Genomic DNA, 17,201 nt, shown 5'->3' with positions numbered 1-17,201 from the left:
CCACCGACTCTCTTGACTGAATCAAACTCGTACTCTCTCCATCAATGCCTTTGTCGTTCTGAATTTATTGAATAAAGTACTGCAGCTGGCACATAAATGTCAAGCGGTTTTTGGGGGCCTAGGAACTTACCGCGAGTCCGAATGTGTTCAAACATTTTTAACAGGAAATACAATTGCGAATGCAGGATAGGCGTGCAGTGAGGCCGAATCGTTTTACGGACAAAAATCTTCAACTTGGGAAAGTAGGCACGAAATGTGAAGTCTTTACGTAAAATGGGTACCACTGTGGTCTTGTCTCTTTTCGCTATGACATTTCCATGCCTTGTTGGTCAAGCATACGCTGGGACCCTGCCGCGTTCATCCGGCCTCGTGCCTGCACAAGTAAATGGACATTCGTTTCCCGCCATTACAGTGGGTAACGAAGTTTACCTTCAGTGGAAGGTTCTCCAGGAATTCAAAACCCCATATGCGTATCTTGGGGATGGAAAGTTTGCCGTGACCGGAGGTACGGTTCAAGGAGTTGTTTATCAGGGCAACACCTATTTACCGTGGCAGAGCGCTGCTCCAAAAGTGAAGGCGACAAAATTACATTCCGGTGCCTTCAACTTCACTTCACTGCCTGTCTCGCATCACTATCATATTTTAATTGATGAACAGGACGGTCATGTCGGTAGCCCGGACCCATTTCAAATCATTCTGCTGGACGGCGACCAACCCGTGCCTAATCAGACCATGCAAATCCGCGTATCAGGCCAGAGTTTTCTGTCTGGATATCAAACCCAGCACTCTGTCACCGTTCAATCAGCCTACGACGGAACATGGTTAGATTCACTAAACGACACAGCGGAGGAGACGGTCACGCTTAGTGTGTCGTGGAAGGATCCAAGCGGCAAACCGCAAACTGCAACGGTTCACCCGACGTTCTCAGCGACAAGTTCCACTACGGCGGCAATACCATCAGATGACCACGTCATTACTCAAGTGCCCATTTCCATCTACGACAATGCGGTTTTGTTCAATGCACAAGCAGGTGGACAGGCTGTTTTATTTCAATTGGACACCGGTGCTTACGAACCGGTACTGACAAAACAGCTGGCAGAGTCGCTGAAGTTGCCGAACTTAGGTGACATTCAAGTACAAGGAGTCGGCGGGATGGACAATGCTTATTTGAGCAAATTCACGGTCAGTATAGGTGACGTCGTATTCAATGATGTTCCTTGTATCGTTGACGACAACTACTCTGGAACGCCCCTTTTTGGATACGAGTTTTTTACGGATAACGGCTACGACTTGCTTGTTTCACAAAAGCACCAGACGATCACGATTCTTAAGTAGGTCTCGATATACCTACTCATTACACATTTTAGATATCGTCGAGATAGTGCCCGCCTAGCGGGCTTTTCTTGTTTTTTTACAAATCAACCGAATGTTAGCCGTGTCATTTGACTCTGACAATAAGCGGATTTAGGCATTCGCACAAGAACATGGACACAAACCCACGTATCCTATGGCATCCAATTACACGGAGGTTGGTGTTAATGAGATACACGAAGGAGACTGTTCATAAGTTTGTTGGTCAGTGGATCCACTGTCACTCTGTTTATGGGGTCCACCAGGGAATTGTTCATCGTGCTATGCGTGATGGATTCATTTTAGTTCATCATACCCGCTTGGCGGACGGAAGGCCTATGGTTGATACCGATCTAGACATGGGGATTTACGGGCCAACCGACACGAGTGATATCGTTCAAACGCAGTTTTTGCCGGCTCCAGGATTATTCATTCCCTACGGTGGTGTCTACGGAATTTGGCCCAGACCGTTTATTATCTGATTGTGCATGTACGCCCCCTCGCGTTTTGGAGGGGACTTTTACATAGGGAAACGCAGTAGCAGATTCTCCATTAAAGGGGCTTAGTTCGGGTTATGACAGAGCATGGTTGCTTGATCCGGAGAGTGTGTGGATCGAGGAGCGCATGGACAGGCTTGCCAGCGGGGGTACGCAACCAATTTCCCCTGAAATGACACGTTTATTAGCTGTTCCAACTGTTTCTGTTAGTGCAGCGTTGATTGTGAGAGATGAAGAGCAGTGTCTGAAAGAAATCCTGATGGCTTTACGACATGCGGTGGATGAAATCGTTGTTGTGGACACGGGAAGCGTCGACAATACAGCATGCATCGCAAAGCAATCAGGAGCAAAAGTATATTCCTTTGATTGGTGCGATGACTTTAGTGAAGCGAGGAATTTTGCGTTATCTAAGGTTACGTCGAACTGGGTCCTGTGTGTTGATGCTGATGAGCGGTTACATCCTGATGATGTTGCATCTGTTCACAGGGCAGCCGGTCTCCTCTCGCTCTTGGATCAGCCGGTGATCGGCAGAGTTGTCATCATGGACCAAATTGGACATTTCACACTGCCTAACTATGTCGCGGTTCTTTCAAATGAAATATCAGTTCCGGTTTAAGGGTCGAATTCACGAACAAATCGGACGTGACGTGAACGGAGTCTTTACTTCCCTATACGATCACCCTGTTGTTCGAATTCGGCTATCTCACAACGGTTACTTGCCGGAGATCATGACAGCCAAACAGAAGCTTGAGAGGAATACTCGACTGTTGCGGATGCAGTTGGCGGAAGAGCCCGACGATGTCCCTTCTCTGGGCTTCCTAGGCCGGGAATTGTATTTCAGTGGCCGATTGGAGGAATCAGTCCAGATGCTCTCTCGCTGCGAGGAATTGGCACCGACATGCCCGGACTACGCGAGATTGCCTGAGGTGAGAGTGCATCTCGTCCGTGCACTTCTGAACTTAGGGCTTGCACAGGAGGCCGTAGCTGTGGCTATTCGGAGTGTTCAGGCAAACCCGGAGTATCCGAACGCATGGTTCGAACTCGCTCGAGCGCAGAGTTCGTATGCATTGACTTTGCTACGGCGGGCTCGAGATGGTTTTACTGTCGCGAAAGAGGTTTCTCCGTCCTATAGTGGTCTTGTAAATTTCGACAAGGAGATTCCCACGTGGAAATACAAAGTTGGCCTCGCCAACGTTTCCATTGGAATGGGGGATTTAGCACAGGCCTGTGACTTATATCAACAGGCGCTCGAGATCTTCCCCCAAAATGGAGGCATTCAAAGCCAAATTGAAAAAATTGAAGAGCAAGCTCGATACGTTTTGGACAGACGAATCAAGATCAACTCAGAAGCAAAATAAGTAGTTGAATCTGTTTGCCAACTCCTATACACTTCTCTGCAAGATGTGATTTTGTGACGAAAGGACGTGGGTACAGATGGCTAACATGCAATGGATGATGCGTTCAATGAGCATGCGCCTGTCGTGCCCACGGCTAGAACACCGCGAATAGTCCTGTTTTTACAGGTCATATCGAGGCGCGCGCCATGGGTATTTGCCCATGGCGTTTTTTTGTGTATCTGCATCGATCACGACGGGGAGATGATTACTGGCATGACGAAACACCTTATCACGAGCGCACTGCCATACATCAATGGGGTCAAGCACTTGGGCAACTTAGCAGGTTCCCTTTTACCAGCGGATGTCTATGCTCGGTTTCTACGCCGCGAAGGATGCAATGTCTTATTTCTTTGTGCGACAGACGAGCACGGCACACCGGCTGAATTATCTGCCTTAGAGGAAGGCGTTTCTGTTCGGGACTACTGCAATAAAATGCACGACGTTCAAGCCTCCATTCTCAAGCGATTCGGCCTTTCATTTGATCATTTTGGACGGAGCTCATCTCCACAAAACCACGAGTTGACGCAACATTTCTATCATCAACTCGCCCGACACGGATTCATAGAAAAGCGGATTATTCAGCAAGTGTATTCTAAACAGGACGGGCGGTTTTTGCCGGATCGTTATCTAGTTGGAACTTGCCCGAAATGCGGATACCAAGCGGCTCGGGGAGATCAGTGCGAAAACTGTACCACCGTCCTCGAAGGCACTGATTTACTGGAGCCCAGGTCATCTCTCTCAGGTAGCACCGACCTCGAGGTCCGCTCAACGACTCACTTATTCCTCCGTCTCAGTCAGTTGAGCGAAGAAGTTCGCGAGTGGGTTGAGTCACATCCAAACTGGTCGAGACTGACCTCGTCGATAGCGTTGAAGTGGCTGAACGAAGGATTGAATGATAGGTGTATTACTCGGAATTTGACATGGGGTATTCCAGTTCCGGAACCAGGTCTCGAAGACAAAGTCTTCTATGTGTGGTTCGATGCGCCAATTGAATACATCGCTGCGGCTAAGGAATGGGCCGATGCCGAACCTTCAACGCGTAATTGGAAGACTTGGTGGTATGAAGCCTCCGATGTCGAATATACCCAGTTCATGGCGAAGGATAATGTACCGTTTCACACAGTGTTTTTTCCTGCTATGGTCCTCGGTACACGTGAACGGTGGACGCTGCCGACAAATATCAAAAGTTTTAATTGGCTCACATACTATGGCGGGAAGTTTTCAACCAGTCAGAAACGAGGGGTTTTTCTCGATGCTGCACTCACTGTAAGGAGTGCTGATGAATGGCGTTTCTTTCTCATCTCGAATAGTCCCGAATCAGACGATGTGAGTTTCACATGGGAGCGTTTTGCCCAAGTGATCAACCAGGACTTGGTGGGCAACTTTGGGAATTTCGTAAATCGGACACTTCGTTTGACCGCGTCGCAGTTTGGTGAACGAATACCGGCGGGGGGTGTCCTCGGCGAGATCGAAGCCGAACTGCAGTCTAAATGTCAGGCCCTGGTCGAATCATATCGGGGCAACTTGCATCGGACCGAGTTCCGAAAAGCCGCCAAGGACTTGAAGTCACTATGGTCACTTGGCAACGGGTACTTGGACCAGACAACACCTTGGGCGTTAGTAAAGGTAGACCAGGGAAGCGCCGCAAGGGTGCTACGTATGGCCATTGAACTGATTCGTCTGTTTGCTGTGTGCGCACACCCAATCATACCTGCCACATGTGAACGTATTTTTGAATGCTTGGAGTTGACGAGCGAAGAGCGTGGACAGTCTTTTTTAGAAGCATGCAGTCTCACAAAGCTGCATCAAGGGCGACCATTTCGGGTACCCGAACTACTGTTTCTTCGCGTGGATAACGAGGAAATTGAGCAATGCAAAGACAAGTTTGGACCATGAAGCCCGTTTTTTGTAGAAACATTTAGGTAAACGACTTCGCCATTCGCGGGATTTCGACACATGACGTACGTGATAATCACTTTGGGTGATGACATGTGAAATCATTTGTCTATGTGTGCTCCAAATGCGGGTATGACACGGCGTCGTACGAACGTTGCTCGCGGTGCCCAAATTGTCACGATCATAAACACCTGCACCTGATTGGCATGTCCGACGATGAGGACATCAAACAGAAGCTGACGATATTGAATTCAGAGCCGTTGCACAACGCATTGAAAAAGATTTTGGCTTGATATTTAAGTGGCGCTCTCCCGCAAGAACGTTGATAAGGGGAGAGGCCTTTTTTTGTTTTAGGATTCTACGAGTGAACTTTTTTGACGGTGAAGCCGTCTTTGTACCGAGAAAAGACGAGAGGTGAAATTGTTGAGTCACATGTCAATTTTGGCAGAGCATTGGGTTCACTCCGGTGGGTATATTGGTGTGTTTGTGGCAATGCTTTTGGAGAGTGCCTGTATTCCGATCCCGAGTGAGGTAATTATGCCACTTGGCGGGTACCTCGCATTTGCTGGGCATTTAAACTTGTGGATGGTCATTATCATGGGAACGCTTGGCAATGTAGTCGGGTCGCTGATAGCTTATTTTGTAGGGAGTTACGGTGGACGACCGCTCCTCAACCGATACGGAAAATACGTGCGTCTATCTGAGCGGCACTTACAGTTGGCGGAGGTATGGTTTGCACGTCGTGGGGCGTGGGCTGTGTTCGTCGGGAGATTGTTGCCGGCTATACGAACATTTATTTCCCTACCGGCTGGAATTGGCAAGATGCCACTTGGTCGGTTTACGCTCCTTACAGCACTTGGATCGTTGCCTTGGGTCGCCGTTCTATCATTTGCAGGGTTCAAGCTTGGACAAAACTCGTCTACAATTCAACACGACATGCATTTGCTTACGTATTTGGCCATCATCTTAGTTGTCGCCTTTGTCGTGTATGTATGGAGCAGGAGAAAAAACAACCTTCATTGAGATAGATCATATAGTGGGAACGTTAAATCGTATAGGTAGGGCAGACAGTTTAGCTTCGTGGGCAGTTTAAAACGGTCGAAAGGGAAACAACCGGTGCGCTTGCACCGGCCTTTTTATATACATAGTCCATTCATCCAATTCATGACCACGAGACGTACACATTTATGGTTGAGATAATTTGCGGTTGAGATCGAGAAACATCGCGATGGACTTACTGAGGGTGTGAATGTGGTACGGAAAGCCGAAGGGTTATGCCCCGATTGTAAAAGCATATGGTCTATGCGTGATTTGGTGGCCGCAGAGTTTAGATGCCCGTCCTGCGGACATCAGTTAAAACGTGAGTCGATCGTTCCAGTCAAAAGTGCAAGAGGCAAGATTCTCACGCCTTGTACGGTGGATCGGGCTAATAAGGAGACTCGAGCGGGTCGGGCAAGGTGGACTCAGCATGGCGTACTCGTTCTCCATGACGCGCCGGAGCGTAACGCGGAGTACCGACGAATCGTGTTTAAGCGCGACAATGGTACGTGCCTGTGGTGTGGTGAACCGGCCAATACAGTGGATCACATTGTTCCCTACTCCGAGGGCGGTCCCTACCATCCGTCGAATTTGTTTTGCGCTTGTGAGTCGTGTAATCAAAAGCGCAGAAATGAGGACGCGTATACGTTTTTAGAACGACTGGCTGGGGAGGGAATTCCCTCCCCTTTTGCCGAGTATGTTGTGGAGCGTTACCAAATTGCATGTGCGTTTGTTCAACGGATGAAGGATTTTAGGGAAAAATGATGTGAGACAAGACAAAATCGTGTTCAGGGTATTGAAATGGTTCTCTGACAAATCTATGTTATTATTAGATGTGAGGAAAGGAGAGATAGCCTTTCCTTACGTGGACAATGGTACGGGGTCATCTCTAGGATACGTGCCAGAATACTTCGATAGAGTTGATTCGCGTCTGCGATGAAGCATTCTTAAACATGATCAAAGCTGAACATGCGGTGGAAATGAGCTAGAGATAAAGCTAGACATAAGCCGAAATCAAACGTATGAGCGTTTGGTTTCGGCTTTTTTCTTGGTTTTATCGTAATCACATTGTTACCAGAGAGGCGGTGCTTAAACATGGAAAATCCCCAAAGGGCAGCCTATTGCATGCGGTGCAAATCGATAAAACAGATTGATGAGATGTCTTCAGTTTTCAAAACCGGATTCGTTCGTATGGAGGGTATTAACTATCCAATGGGGATCTGTATGGAGGATAACGAGGATCAAGATACGACCGACAAAACATAAGGAACGGCCACATTTGGCATCAAGATAATCTATCAGTCGCTCTTATCAAGGTGGTTCTATGGCAGAAACGTTCATGCAGCAAAGGATTGGAGCATACATAGGTCGTTTGTTCCGGGATTCGTTTGGAAGAGGACCGAGGTCCGCGTATGTGTCCTTGGGAAATGAGTTCGTCATTATACACCTGGTTGATTTTTTGTCACCAGTGGAAGAAATATTGCTTGAAGAGGGCCAAGAACGGTCAGTTATCAAAATGCGAGATACACTCATGCGTCGATTGAGCCCAGACATAAAGGGCAGCATCGGAGAAATCACGGGTGAAGACATTGAGGAACTGTATTATGATTGGTCTCTTGTGAACCGCTCTGGACTGATTGTCGCTGTTGCCAAGACCAGGGAGGCATTTGGGCGGGTAAGGGACCTGTTTAAGGTCAATGATGAACTACTGACGCAATTTCTCGATGTCAGTGTCTTGACACAACGTGAACCTAAGGCGTTGTCTGCTTACCAGATTGACCCAGGAACGCTGATCATCGTCCGTGAGGGTATCCTCCTTCCGGTGGAAAAAGAAATCATTAATCTAGGAGACGCATCATACTTAAAGCATGTTAAACGTGGACTTGAATTACGTCACCTCCAAAATCGAACACAATTTGAGACGCTGTATGGGAGGAATGTGACAGGCACATTTGTGGACTGGGATTTTCATCTCGACAAATGTTTAACGGTTTTTAAATTGAAATAAAGAGTGGTACGTTTCTTGTTGTAAACGTCCATCGGATTAGTGAGACGCCCGCACACCGCTGTATGGTGTGCGGGTATCTTTGCTCATTAGGGATAGTTTGGGTTCAGAAGGTGATAAGTCGTCCAGAATGGAAGATGAACTGCATATTGTTAATGGAGACCACTAAGGCGAGGTGAATCACATGTTTCGACGGGTGGAAGCAGAGCTTAAACACGCGCTACAAGTTTTGACGGACATTCAGGTTGCATTAAGTGAAGCGTGTATTGTAACGATAATCGATCGAGACGGCCGATTGACGTACGTTAACGATAAGTACTGCAGAGTGACTGGATTTCAGAGCGAAGAGGTTCTCGGCCGGAACTACAGGTTTGTTTTTCATCCAAATCAGAAAATGGATATTGATCATTCACTGAACTCCACATTACTGCGCGGACGTGTGTGGAGTGGGGAAACACAGAGTCACAATAAGGCAGGCGAAACACTGTGGGTGCAGTCAACCATTGTGCCTTTTTTGAGTGACGATGGCACGCCACACCAGTATATTTCCGTCAGCACGGACATCACAGATCGCAAATTAGCAGAGGAAGCCAGAAAAGAACGAGAAAATCAGTTGTTTGCATTGATCAACGCCATGCCCGATGTCGTCGTATTTAAGGACAACCAAGGACGGTGGCTGGAAGCAAACGAGAAAGCACTTGAATTGTTCTCTATACGGGACAAATCATGGGCCGGGAAAACCACTGAAGAAATATTCGAGCACAGTCCGGTGAGCAGCACGATCATACCCGAAGACGACACGCACATTTGGAAAAATGGTACGATCGTCCGTGAAGAGTCCCATTGTTCTCCTTCAAATGGACCACAGAGCGTGTTCGATACGATTACCATTCCTATTTTCAGGGAGCAAGGCGATCGGCACCGTATGCTTGTAATTGGTCGGGACGTCACGGAGCGAAAGCAGTATGAACGGGAATTGAAGACACTGAAAGACGAATTTGAAGCTATCTTCAACTCTTCCGCAGATGCAATTTGTTTGATCGACTTAAACGGAATTTTGCAGCGCGCGAACCAAGCATTTGAAAATCTTTATGGCTGGTCACAGAAGGAAGTAGTCGGAAATACTCTACCGTTTCCAGATTCACATGACGAGATTCTGGAGTGGCTACAAGATGCTGAACAGTCCAGGAGTCCCATCTGTCGCGAAACTGTAAGAAGGCGTAGAGATGGGACCATCATTCACGTCAGTGTCACGCTGTCACCTATACGGAATGCACACGGTGACATTGTGGCCGTGTCGACGATCGAACGGGACATCACTGAGCGAGTTCAGACGACACAATTGCTCTTACAGTCCGAGAAGCTTTCCGTCGCCGGTCAATTAGCCGCGGGTATTGCACATGAACTGAGAAATCCAATGACGGTTCTGCGCGGATTTACTCAAATTATTCAAGAACATCCGGAGAAAACAGTTCAATATGCGGATCTCATGTTACGCGAGTTTGACCGTGTAAATGGAATTGTCGAGGAACTGCTTACCCTTGCCAAACCGCAGGCAGTTACATACGAAGAAAAGAATATCATCAAGATGCTTGAAGACGTCACGTTACTCCTTGAGACGCAGGCAGTAATTCGAAATATTCGCATTAACACTCGGTTCAGTGCCAAAGAAATTGTCATTCCGTGTGTGGAGAATCAAATTAAACAGGTTTTCATGAATATTCTCAAAAACGCCATCGAGGCCAGTCCAAATAACTCAGAAATAGAGTTGCACGCCGAGTGTGTGGGGGACCGTGTTCATCTTCGGTTCGTCGATCACGGTTGTGGAATACCGGATGACCAGCTTGGTAAAGTGGGCGAACCATTTCATTCCACAAAACCGATGGGGACGGGATTGGGGTTGCTTGTTACTCGTCGGATTATTTCCGATCACAAAGGTACCATGAGGATCAAGAGCAAAGTCAATCGCGGAACTGAAGTGAGAATTACGATGCCGGTTACCCAATATGCCATGGAATAAATCGAGATGATAATCGTTACGCGCGGGTACAGTTTACTCGAACATGGTGTCCCGACAGGTGAAAATAAGCACCTGTTGGGACACCATCGAGGGATTCGCCAAGTTAGATTCTTCGCTCCGGGAAGGCGAGATTGTCAATTAAGCACGACGGTTTTGTACTGGTATACGCCGCGACTCACACGTTCGATTTGTCCTTTCGACTTACTCACTAGATTACTCATCTTTACAGACGGGTTGGTTCCCCATTGAACATCATGTGTCAATAAGCGCAATTCATCTGTCTTAATAGGACGTCCCGCATCTTTCAGCGTTTGAATGACGGATTCAAGTTCTCGCGCCAGGCGTCCTTGCCCGGATGTGGAACTATTGTCACTCTTTCCTTGATCGTCAACATCACTTTGTATGTACTCAGTCTCTTTCGTATCTACCATAGTCGCATCAGGGATCGCAGTTTCCTCGGTTTCTAAGATTTCATATGCCGGTGACTGCTCGGACTCCGCAATGGATGTAGTTGTCTGCTTCATCGCCGTTTCTACGCATTGAGAAACTTGTGACACCAAGTTGGATGTAACGCGTTCCATTTCTTCCATGGCTCGGTTTAGAACTTCCTCTGTTGATCGCTTAACGGCACGCTCGACGATTTCCGGAAGGGATTTCGCAATAGCGGCTTCAACAGCTGAGGAAAAGATTAAGGAGAACGTCTCCAAACCTTCTTGCGTGAAGGTTGCAGCCACATTGGACATGTTTTGGTGCGGATACGATGTGTTTGGGGACTGGCGTTGATTTCGGTCGTTGCGACCTGTGTTTGGCTTTGTATGATTGTTTGGACCTTTATTATCCCGTGGTGGATCAATAAAAGGCGATTGATTTCCTCTAGGGGGTTGTCCTTGCGTCCAACTCATTACTATATGCAACTCCTATACAATTATAATTTGTGGATGGAACCAACAAGTTTTGGCGAAGGCCTGATGGGTGCAGTATACATGATTCTTCGTGTGAAGATTGTCGAATCTAGTAGATATACCCGAAATTATTTTGTGATGGTGACTCGTATATATTGCATTTTAGACGTTCAAACCGATCCTTTGCCAGGATGACTCCGTAACTGAATGGCTTCTTCTAAGTCCTGTAGGTCAATTGTATCGCGCTCGGCGAGTGCGGCGATGGTCTGAGAGACAGAGAGAAGCTGATGTCGTGACCGCTCCGACGTAACGATAGATCGACCAATCCGTTCGAAGAGCTTTTTCGCAGATTGAGTCATGAATCTCATAGGGAGCGTATCGTGGCGAGTACGCTGTGAACGAACCCTGTTCAAAATAGTCCGTGCTTGCTTGACTTGATCAACTAGTTCTCTTCCTGAAGTTGTACTTATCTGAGATTGCTTAGCAAAATCTTGTCGATCCAAATAAATCATTAGGTCGATCCGATCCAGCAGTGGTCCAGAACACCTTGCCCAGTACCGTCGTACGTCGCTTTCGAGGCATCGACAATCTCCATAGCCTCTCAGACCGCAAGGACATGGATTGGCAGTTGCCACAAGTAGAAAGTCTGCCGGCAGCGTTGCGCTTCGGCCCCCTCTGGTCAGATGCACCACATGATCGACCAGGGGTTCGCGGAGTGCATCGAGTGCTGTCCGGTTGAATTCAAATAACTCGTCAAGTAGCAGCACGCCATCATGGGCTAGCGTTACTTCTCCTGGTTGAGGTGGTGACCCACCTCCGATCATTCCCGCTAGCGTCAGCGAGTGGTGCGGTGCGCGTATGGGCGGACGGAATGTAATGGCATTTGGACTGTCTGCGGTCTCGTTGCGGGCGAATACGGCAAGTGCTGATTTTTCGTCGAGATCGGGAAGAAAGTCCACCAGGTGACTGGCCAGCAACGTCTTACCGATGCCAGGCGGGCCGACAAGTAGTAGATGGTGGCGTCCGGCCGCAGAGATGGCAAGGAGCCTTTTTTCAGCGTCCCGACCCAGTATGGAATCGATGGCATGCCAGGTTGATTTTACTCCCGTCAGGTCACATGGAGGAGAGGGGGCCCGTGGCGCCGTGGCCGGGTCAAAACGGCCATGTGCGAGAAGTTTGACGACCTCATCTAACCGGCTGCAGGAAATGATGTGGATAAGACTTGCGAGTTCATTGGGAACGACCTGAGTATCAGCTAGAAACAGGTGCTTCGTGTCACCGCTTCCAAGACGGAGAGCTAATCCTACTGCGGACTCGATTGACGCCAGCGCGCCAGAAAGCTGAAGTTCGGCTAGAAAGGCGGTTGTTCCGTCGTCTGCCGGTACTTGATGGGAGGCGCGGAGAATGGCGATGGCAATCGCTAGATCGAGACCGGACCCTCTTTTTCGGAAATTTGCCGGGGTCAGGTTGACCGTGATTCTACCCTGTGGGAACTGCATGCCGCTATTGCGAAAGGCGGACCTGATCCGAAGTTTTGATTCGCGCACAGCGGAATCTGGCAGGCCAACGATGGAAAAACGAGGAAACCCACTGCTGACGTCTGCCTCAATTCGGATCACTTCCGTGTGAATTCCTGTGTGAATGGCTGCCGTGGAGGTGCCCAGCATGAGAATACTTCCTTTCCGTTTACCGTTAGATATAGCAATAAGGGCACATCTGAGCCATAATGTAAGGTAATAAAGCATATCGATCTGACGCCCTGTGCGAAACAAATGAGGAGGGGAGTCTGTGGAAAACCCGCGGAAAGGATCAAATCGGAACGATTCGGATCGCCGTCGTGGACAGGTTGTGGACCTCCGTAGTTACCAAAACCGTCGCCGCAAAGATCCATCTGGAAAACGTTTACGTCCAACCTTTCAGATGGACAAACACATATACCTGCGTGCACTGTGTTATGGACTGATGGGCGCCACTGTGATTCTTGCTGTTGTTGGATTACTGCCGATTGCATGGCGAACGCAAGCGTTAATTTGGGCCATGTTTGTAGGCACCGTGGGACTCGGCTGTGGCCTTTGGTTGAATGCGGTTTCAACCCGACCCGCTTCACGAATACTGCTTCTCAATGCCGGGGCGTTTGTCATTGCGTATTTGTGTTCCTTGTTGCACTTGTTCAGTTAGGCAATTTGGCTACTATCGCCAATGAAGAAAAGTTGTAAATACGCATCATGTGTTCTATGCTGTTCATGGACAATACAGCGGACGAAGTCGCTTTCGTCCAGTTTTTTTGTCTGCTGTAATTGATGGTGCAAAGGAGGACATGGCACGTGAACATCCACGAGTATCAGGCAAAGGCTGTCTTAGCCCAGTTCGGCGTGCAAGTTCCACAAGGCAAAGTGGCGTTCAGCGCTGAAGAAGCTGTCGCTGCTGCAAAGGAACTTGGCGGCAAGGCTGTCGTAAAGGCCCAGATTCATGCAGGTGGCCGCGGTAAAGCAGGCGGCGTAAAACTCTCCAAGTCTTTGGACGAAGTAGAAGAGAATGCTCGCGAGCTACTCGGTAAAACGCTTGTCACACATCAGACTGGTCCGGAAGGGAAAGTTGTCAAGCGGTTGCTCATCGAACAGCTGACTGACATCAAAAAGGAATACTACATAGGTCTTGTACTGGACCGGGCACAAGGTCGCATTGTGATGATGGCATCTCAAGAGGGCGGCGTCGAGATCGAAGAAGTCGCTGCCACGCACCCAGAGAAAATCTTTCGTGAAACAGTCGATCCGGCGGTAGGACTGCTTCCGTACCAAGCGCGTAATCTCGCTTTTAAACTTGAGCTTCCAAAAGAAGCGATCAACAAAGCTGTTAAATTCATGACTGGTTTGTATGATGCGTTTATTGCGAAGGATTGCTCGATCGCCGAGATCAACCCGCTCGTGCTCACAGGTGACGGCGACGTATTGGCGTTGGACGCAAAGCTGAACTTCGATGACAACGCCATCTTCCGTCATAAGGACATTTTAGAACTTCGCGATACCGATGAAGAGGATCCAAAGGAAATCGAAGCCTCGAAATACGACTTGAGCTACATCGCTCTCGATGGCAACATTGGCTGCATGGTCAACGGCGCTGGTCTGGCTATGGCAACGATGGATACCATCAAGTATTACGGTGGTTCACCGGCCAACTTCCTTGATGTTGGCGGCGGCGCAAACGAAGAGAAAGTGACAGCTGCGTTTAAGATCATTCTTTCCGACGAAAACGTGAAAGGCATTCTCGTGAATATCTTCGGCGGTATTATGAAGTGCGACGTCATTGCAAACGGTGTTGTCAACGCTGCCAAACAGCTTGGTCTCACAAAACCGTTGGTCGTTCGTCTCGAGGGGACGAACGTTGAGCAAGGTAAAGAAATTTTGAACCAGTCTGGCTTAAACATTGTTGCTGCAGATTCGTTGGCAGATGCGGCACAGAAGATCGTCGGGCTTGTGTGAGGAGGGAATACCGTGAGCATCTTAGTGAACAAGGATACAAAAGTCATCACGCAGGGTATCACTGGATCAACAGGGCTGTTCCACACCAAACAAGCCGTGGAATATGGCACCCAAATGGTTGGCGGTGTAACGCCTGGTAAGGGTGGCACAACTGTCGAAGGACTTCCTGTGTTTAATACCGTTGCAGAAGCGGTTGAACAAACTGGTGCGAACGCATCCGTCATTTACGTTCCGCCAGCATTTGCAGCAGATTCCATCATGGAAGCGGTAGACGCCGAGCTCGATCTCGTCATCTGCATCACCGAAGGCATTCCAGTTTTGGATATGGTCAAAGTAAAACGTTATCTTGAAGGCCGTCACACTCGCCTGATCGGACCAAACTGCCCAGGTGTCATCACGCCGGCAGAGTGCAAGATCGGCATTATGCCTGGTTATATTCACACACCGGGCAAGGTAGGTGTCGTTTCCCGATCCGGAACTTTGACATACGAAGCCGTATATCAATTGACCGTTCGCGGCATTGGGCAATCGACGGCTGTAGGTATCGGCGGGGACCCGGTGAAGGGCACTGAATTCATCGAGATCCTAGAAATGTTTAACGAAGACCCTGATACGGAAGCAGTCATCATGATCGGTGAAATCGGTGGTTCGGCTGAAGAAGAAGCGGCTGAATGGGTCAAGGCAAACATGAAGAAGCCTGTAGTTGGGTTTATCGCTGGTGCAACAGCGCCTCCGGGACGCCGCATGGGACATGCCGGTGCGATTGTTTCTGGTGGTGCAGGTACGGCTGAATCCAAGATCAAGAAGATGGAAGAGTGTGGCATTCGTGTTGCACCGACGCCGTCTGAAATGGGTTCTACTTTGTATGCTGTGATCGAAGAACGCGGTCTGCTTGAGAAGTGCAAAACGCACTAAGTTGATTTGGTAAAGAGAGTTTCTGAGAGAAAGCCATTCAGGATTTCATATCCTGGATGGCTTTTTTCGCATGCGTTATCGCGAAGTTGGACATGTCCACTCAAAATAGAGATCAGAATCAAAGCAGTCTGGAGGAGTGGCGATGACTGATGAACGCATGCTTCGTATCTATTGGGCCATGTGCCCTGGTCTTGAGCCCTCGTCATATCGTAGAATGTTTCAGCATTTCGGCGCTGCACAGGCGTTGCATGGGGCCTCTGAAGGAGAATGGCTGAAGGCCAGTCGGTTGCACAAAGAAACTGTTCAAAGGATGGTGGATTGGCAACGTAGACCGGAAAAGGATGTCATTGCTACTGTGGACCGTCTGCATGAGACTGGCGCTGTTTCTATCGTACAGGGCGACAGTTCTTACCCTGACTCCCTGTATCCTTTATATGATCCACCCGTCGTTCTCTTCGCTCGCGGGGACGTCAAGTTGCTGCGTGCAACCCGAATTGTGTCCGTGGTGGGAACGAGACGGGCATCGAGTTATGGGCTGGAGGTGACCAGATGGGTCAGCACACGTTTGGCTCAAGCCGGATTCACCGTTTGCTCCGGTCTGGCCCTCGGGATTGACGCCCGTGCGCAAGGCGCGGCGCTTGACAGTGACGGATCGTCTGTTGCGGTGCTCGGGTGTGGTGTGGACATCTGTTATCCGCCAGGCAACCGATGGCTGTACGAGCGGCTGTTATCGGACGGACTGGTGATTAGTGAATACCAGCCTCAGGGTAGTGTCATGAAATATCACTTTCCCGAACGAAATCGTATCATCGCCGCATTATCAGGCGCGACCATTGTTGTTCAGGCTGGTGAAAAGAGTGGTGCACTGGGAACAGCCATGAGCGCCTTGGAGCTCGGTCGCGACGTATATGTAGTGCCCGGGCCCATCACGTCAAAATCCTTCCGAGGTTCGCACAGACTGCTTCTTGACGGCGCGATCCCGCTGATTGACCCTGAGGAATTCATCGCTCAGTTCACAGGTTCTGCCACAGACGATTGCGTAGAGAGTGACTATCAAAATATACCTCAGCATCTACGGGCTCTCGCCAATCTGCTGATAGAAGAAGGACCACTCCGCGCGGGAGAACTGGCGCAGTTGTCTGCGTCCCCTCCGGGACACATCTACGCTGCTCTCCTGGAGCTAGAGTTGGGATCACTCGCTAGGCGCCTTCCTGACGGACGTTACGAATTTCGGCAAGAGAATTAAGTCTATTGCGTATTGTCAATCTCTTTTAAACATCAGTCCACACATGGCAAGTGTACCTACGGCGTCGAAGTAAGCGATCATACGGTCCAACTCGGTGTGGCCGATGGTGTTAATATCAACATTCGCCCAGAAGGTAGGACTGATGACGAGATTGACAGCACACATCACGACGATACCAATACCGAGGGTGCGATATCCGTTGTATAGCGCAAACGCTCCTAACAAAATAGCAACCGGGATCACTGCCAGAACGCCCGTTGAAGGCATTAGTACAGCAAGTATAGATAACATGAGAGCGAGCAATCCGCACGTTTTTGCATAGCCAGAAGCATTCCTTACTGATTGTGGCGATTTGAACATGTCGCACTCTCCTTTCTCTGTTATCTCGCTTTATATCCAATCTAGATCGTGTTTATACGATCCAGCGAAAACTGTCTGTCATGCTTAGATGTGCTA

16 protein-coding genes and 1 other annotated feature (1 of these 17 cut by a window edge) are annotated in these 17,201 nt (G+C 48.9%); of the genes, 13 read left to right on the top strand and 3 right to left on the bottom strand.

What is annotated here, in order from left to right:
• Positions 1–54: a binding site (T-box leader), on the bottom strand; it reaches 177 nt to the left of the window's first position.
• 252 nt (positions 55–306) lie between these two features.
• The 9 genes from NZD86_RS14120 (at position 307) to NZD86_RS14080 (ending at position 10,203) form a co-directional block, all read left to right on the top strand.
• Positions 307–1,335 (top strand): retropepsin-like aspartic protease, encoded by a 1,029-nt coding sequence (locus NZD86_RS14120; protein WP_268042683.1) that lies wholly within the window; start codon positions 307–309, stop codon positions 1,333–1,335.
• A gap of 203 nt (positions 1,336–1,538) precedes the next feature.
• On the top strand, positions 1,539–1,832 hold the full coding sequence (locus NZD86_RS14115) for a hypothetical protein (protein WP_268042681.1): 294 nt from the start codon (positions 1,539–1,541) through the stop codon (positions 1,830–1,832).
• A 106-nt stretch (positions 1,833–1,938) separates the two neighbouring features.
• Positions 1,939–2,463 (top strand): glycosyltransferase family 2 protein, encoded by a 525-nt coding sequence (locus NZD86_RS14110; RefSeq protein ID WP_268042678.1) that lies wholly within the window; start codon positions 1,939–1,941, stop codon positions 2,461–2,463.
• Entirely contained in the window at positions 2,441–3,205 is a 765-nt protein-coding gene (locus NZD86_RS14105; protein WP_268042675.1) for a tetratricopeptide repeat protein, read from the top strand. Before NZD86_RS14110 ends, NZD86_RS14105 begins: the two co-directional genes overlap by 23 nt.
• A 90-nt stretch (positions 3,206–3,295) precedes the next feature.
• Positions 3,296–5,140 carry a methionine--tRNA ligase gene (gene metG, locus NZD86_RS14100; protein ID WP_268042673.1) on the top strand — a complete coding sequence of 615 codons (1,845 nt, stop codon included), beginning with the start codon at positions 3,296–3,298 and terminating at the stop codon, positions 5,138–5,140.
• 432 nt (positions 5,141–5,572) lie between these two features.
• Entirely contained in the window at positions 5,573–6,163 is a 591-nt protein-coding gene (locus NZD86_RS14095; RefSeq protein ID WP_407655257.1) for a DedA family protein, read from the top strand.
• Positions 6,164–6,442: 279 nt separating this feature from the next.
• The gene (locus tag NZD86_RS14090; RefSeq protein ID WP_268042669.1) at positions 6,443–6,943 is read left to right on the top strand and encodes an HNH endonuclease; all 501 of its coding nucleotides are present in this window, start codon (positions 6,443–6,445) and stop codon (positions 6,941–6,943) included.
• Between the two features lie 559 nt (positions 6,944–7,502).
• Positions 7,503–8,186 carry a Na-translocating system protein MpsC family protein gene (locus NZD86_RS14085; RefSeq protein ID WP_268042667.1) on the top strand — a complete coding sequence of 228 codons (684 nt, stop codon included), beginning with the start codon at positions 7,503–7,505 and terminating at the stop codon, positions 8,184–8,186.
• 181 nt (positions 8,187–8,367) lie between these two features.
• Entirely contained in the window at positions 8,368–10,203 is a 1,836-nt protein-coding gene (locus NZD86_RS14080) for a PAS domain-containing sensor histidine kinase (RefSeq protein ID WP_268042665.1), read from the top strand.
• 134 nt (positions 10,204–10,337) lie between these two features.
• Here NZD86_RS14080 and NZD86_RS14075 read toward each other — a convergent pair whose 3' ends face one another.
• Positions 10,338–11,105: a hypothetical protein gene (locus tag NZD86_RS14075; RefSeq protein ID WP_268042663.1), complete on the bottom strand. Its 768-nt coding sequence runs from the start codon at positions 11,103–11,105 to the stop codon at positions 10,338–10,340.
• A gap of 170 nt (positions 11,106–11,275) precedes the next feature.
• Entirely contained in the window at positions 11,276–12,772 is a 1,497-nt protein-coding gene (locus NZD86_RS14070) for a YifB family Mg chelatase-like AAA ATPase (RefSeq protein WP_268042660.1), read from the bottom strand.
• Between the two features lie 121 nt (positions 12,773–12,893).
• Between NZD86_RS14070 and NZD86_RS14065 the strand changes: the two genes are divergently transcribed.
• The 4 genes from NZD86_RS14065 (at position 12,894) to dprA (ending at position 16,745) form a co-directional block, all read left to right on the top strand.
• Positions 12,894–13,283 carry a hypothetical protein gene (locus NZD86_RS14065; RefSeq protein ID WP_268042658.1) on the top strand — a complete coding sequence of 130 codons (390 nt, stop codon included), beginning with the start codon at positions 12,894–12,896 and terminating at the stop codon, positions 13,281–13,283.
• A gap of 146 nt (positions 13,284–13,429) precedes the next feature.
• Positions 13,430–14,584 carry an ADP-forming succinate--CoA ligase subunit beta gene (gene sucC / locus NZD86_RS14060; protein WP_268042656.1) on the top strand — a complete coding sequence of 385 codons (1,155 nt, stop codon included), beginning with the start codon at positions 13,430–13,432 and terminating at the stop codon, positions 14,582–14,584.
• Positions 14,585–14,596: 12 nt separating this feature from the next.
• Complete coding sequence (sucD, locus tag NZD86_RS14055) at positions 14,597–15,499, top strand: succinate--CoA ligase subunit alpha (protein ID WP_268042652.1); 903 nt, start codon at positions 14,597–14,599, stop codon at positions 15,497–15,499.
• A gap of 142 nt (positions 15,500–15,641) precedes the next feature.
• Entirely contained in the window at positions 15,642–16,745 is a 1,104-nt protein-coding gene (gene dprA / locus NZD86_RS14050) for a DNA-processing protein DprA (protein ID WP_268042650.1), read from the top strand.
• 15 nt (positions 16,746–16,760) lie between these two features.
• Here dprA and NZD86_RS14045 read toward each other — a convergent pair whose 3' ends face one another.
• On the bottom strand, positions 16,761–17,105 hold the full coding sequence (locus tag NZD86_RS14045) for a hypothetical protein (RefSeq protein WP_268042645.1): 345 nt from the start codon (positions 17,103–17,105) through the stop codon (positions 16,761–16,763).
• Positions 17,106–17,201 lie beyond the last annotated feature (96 nt).

The sequence above is a fragment of the Alicyclobacillus dauci genome (assembly GCF_026651605.1).
Lineage (GTDB): Bacteria > Bacillota > Bacilli > Alicyclobacillales > Alicyclobacillaceae > Alicyclobacillus > Alicyclobacillus dauci.
The sequence above is the reverse complement of the archived record's forward strand: the minus strand, read 5'-3'. Positions and strand labels throughout refer to the sequence as shown.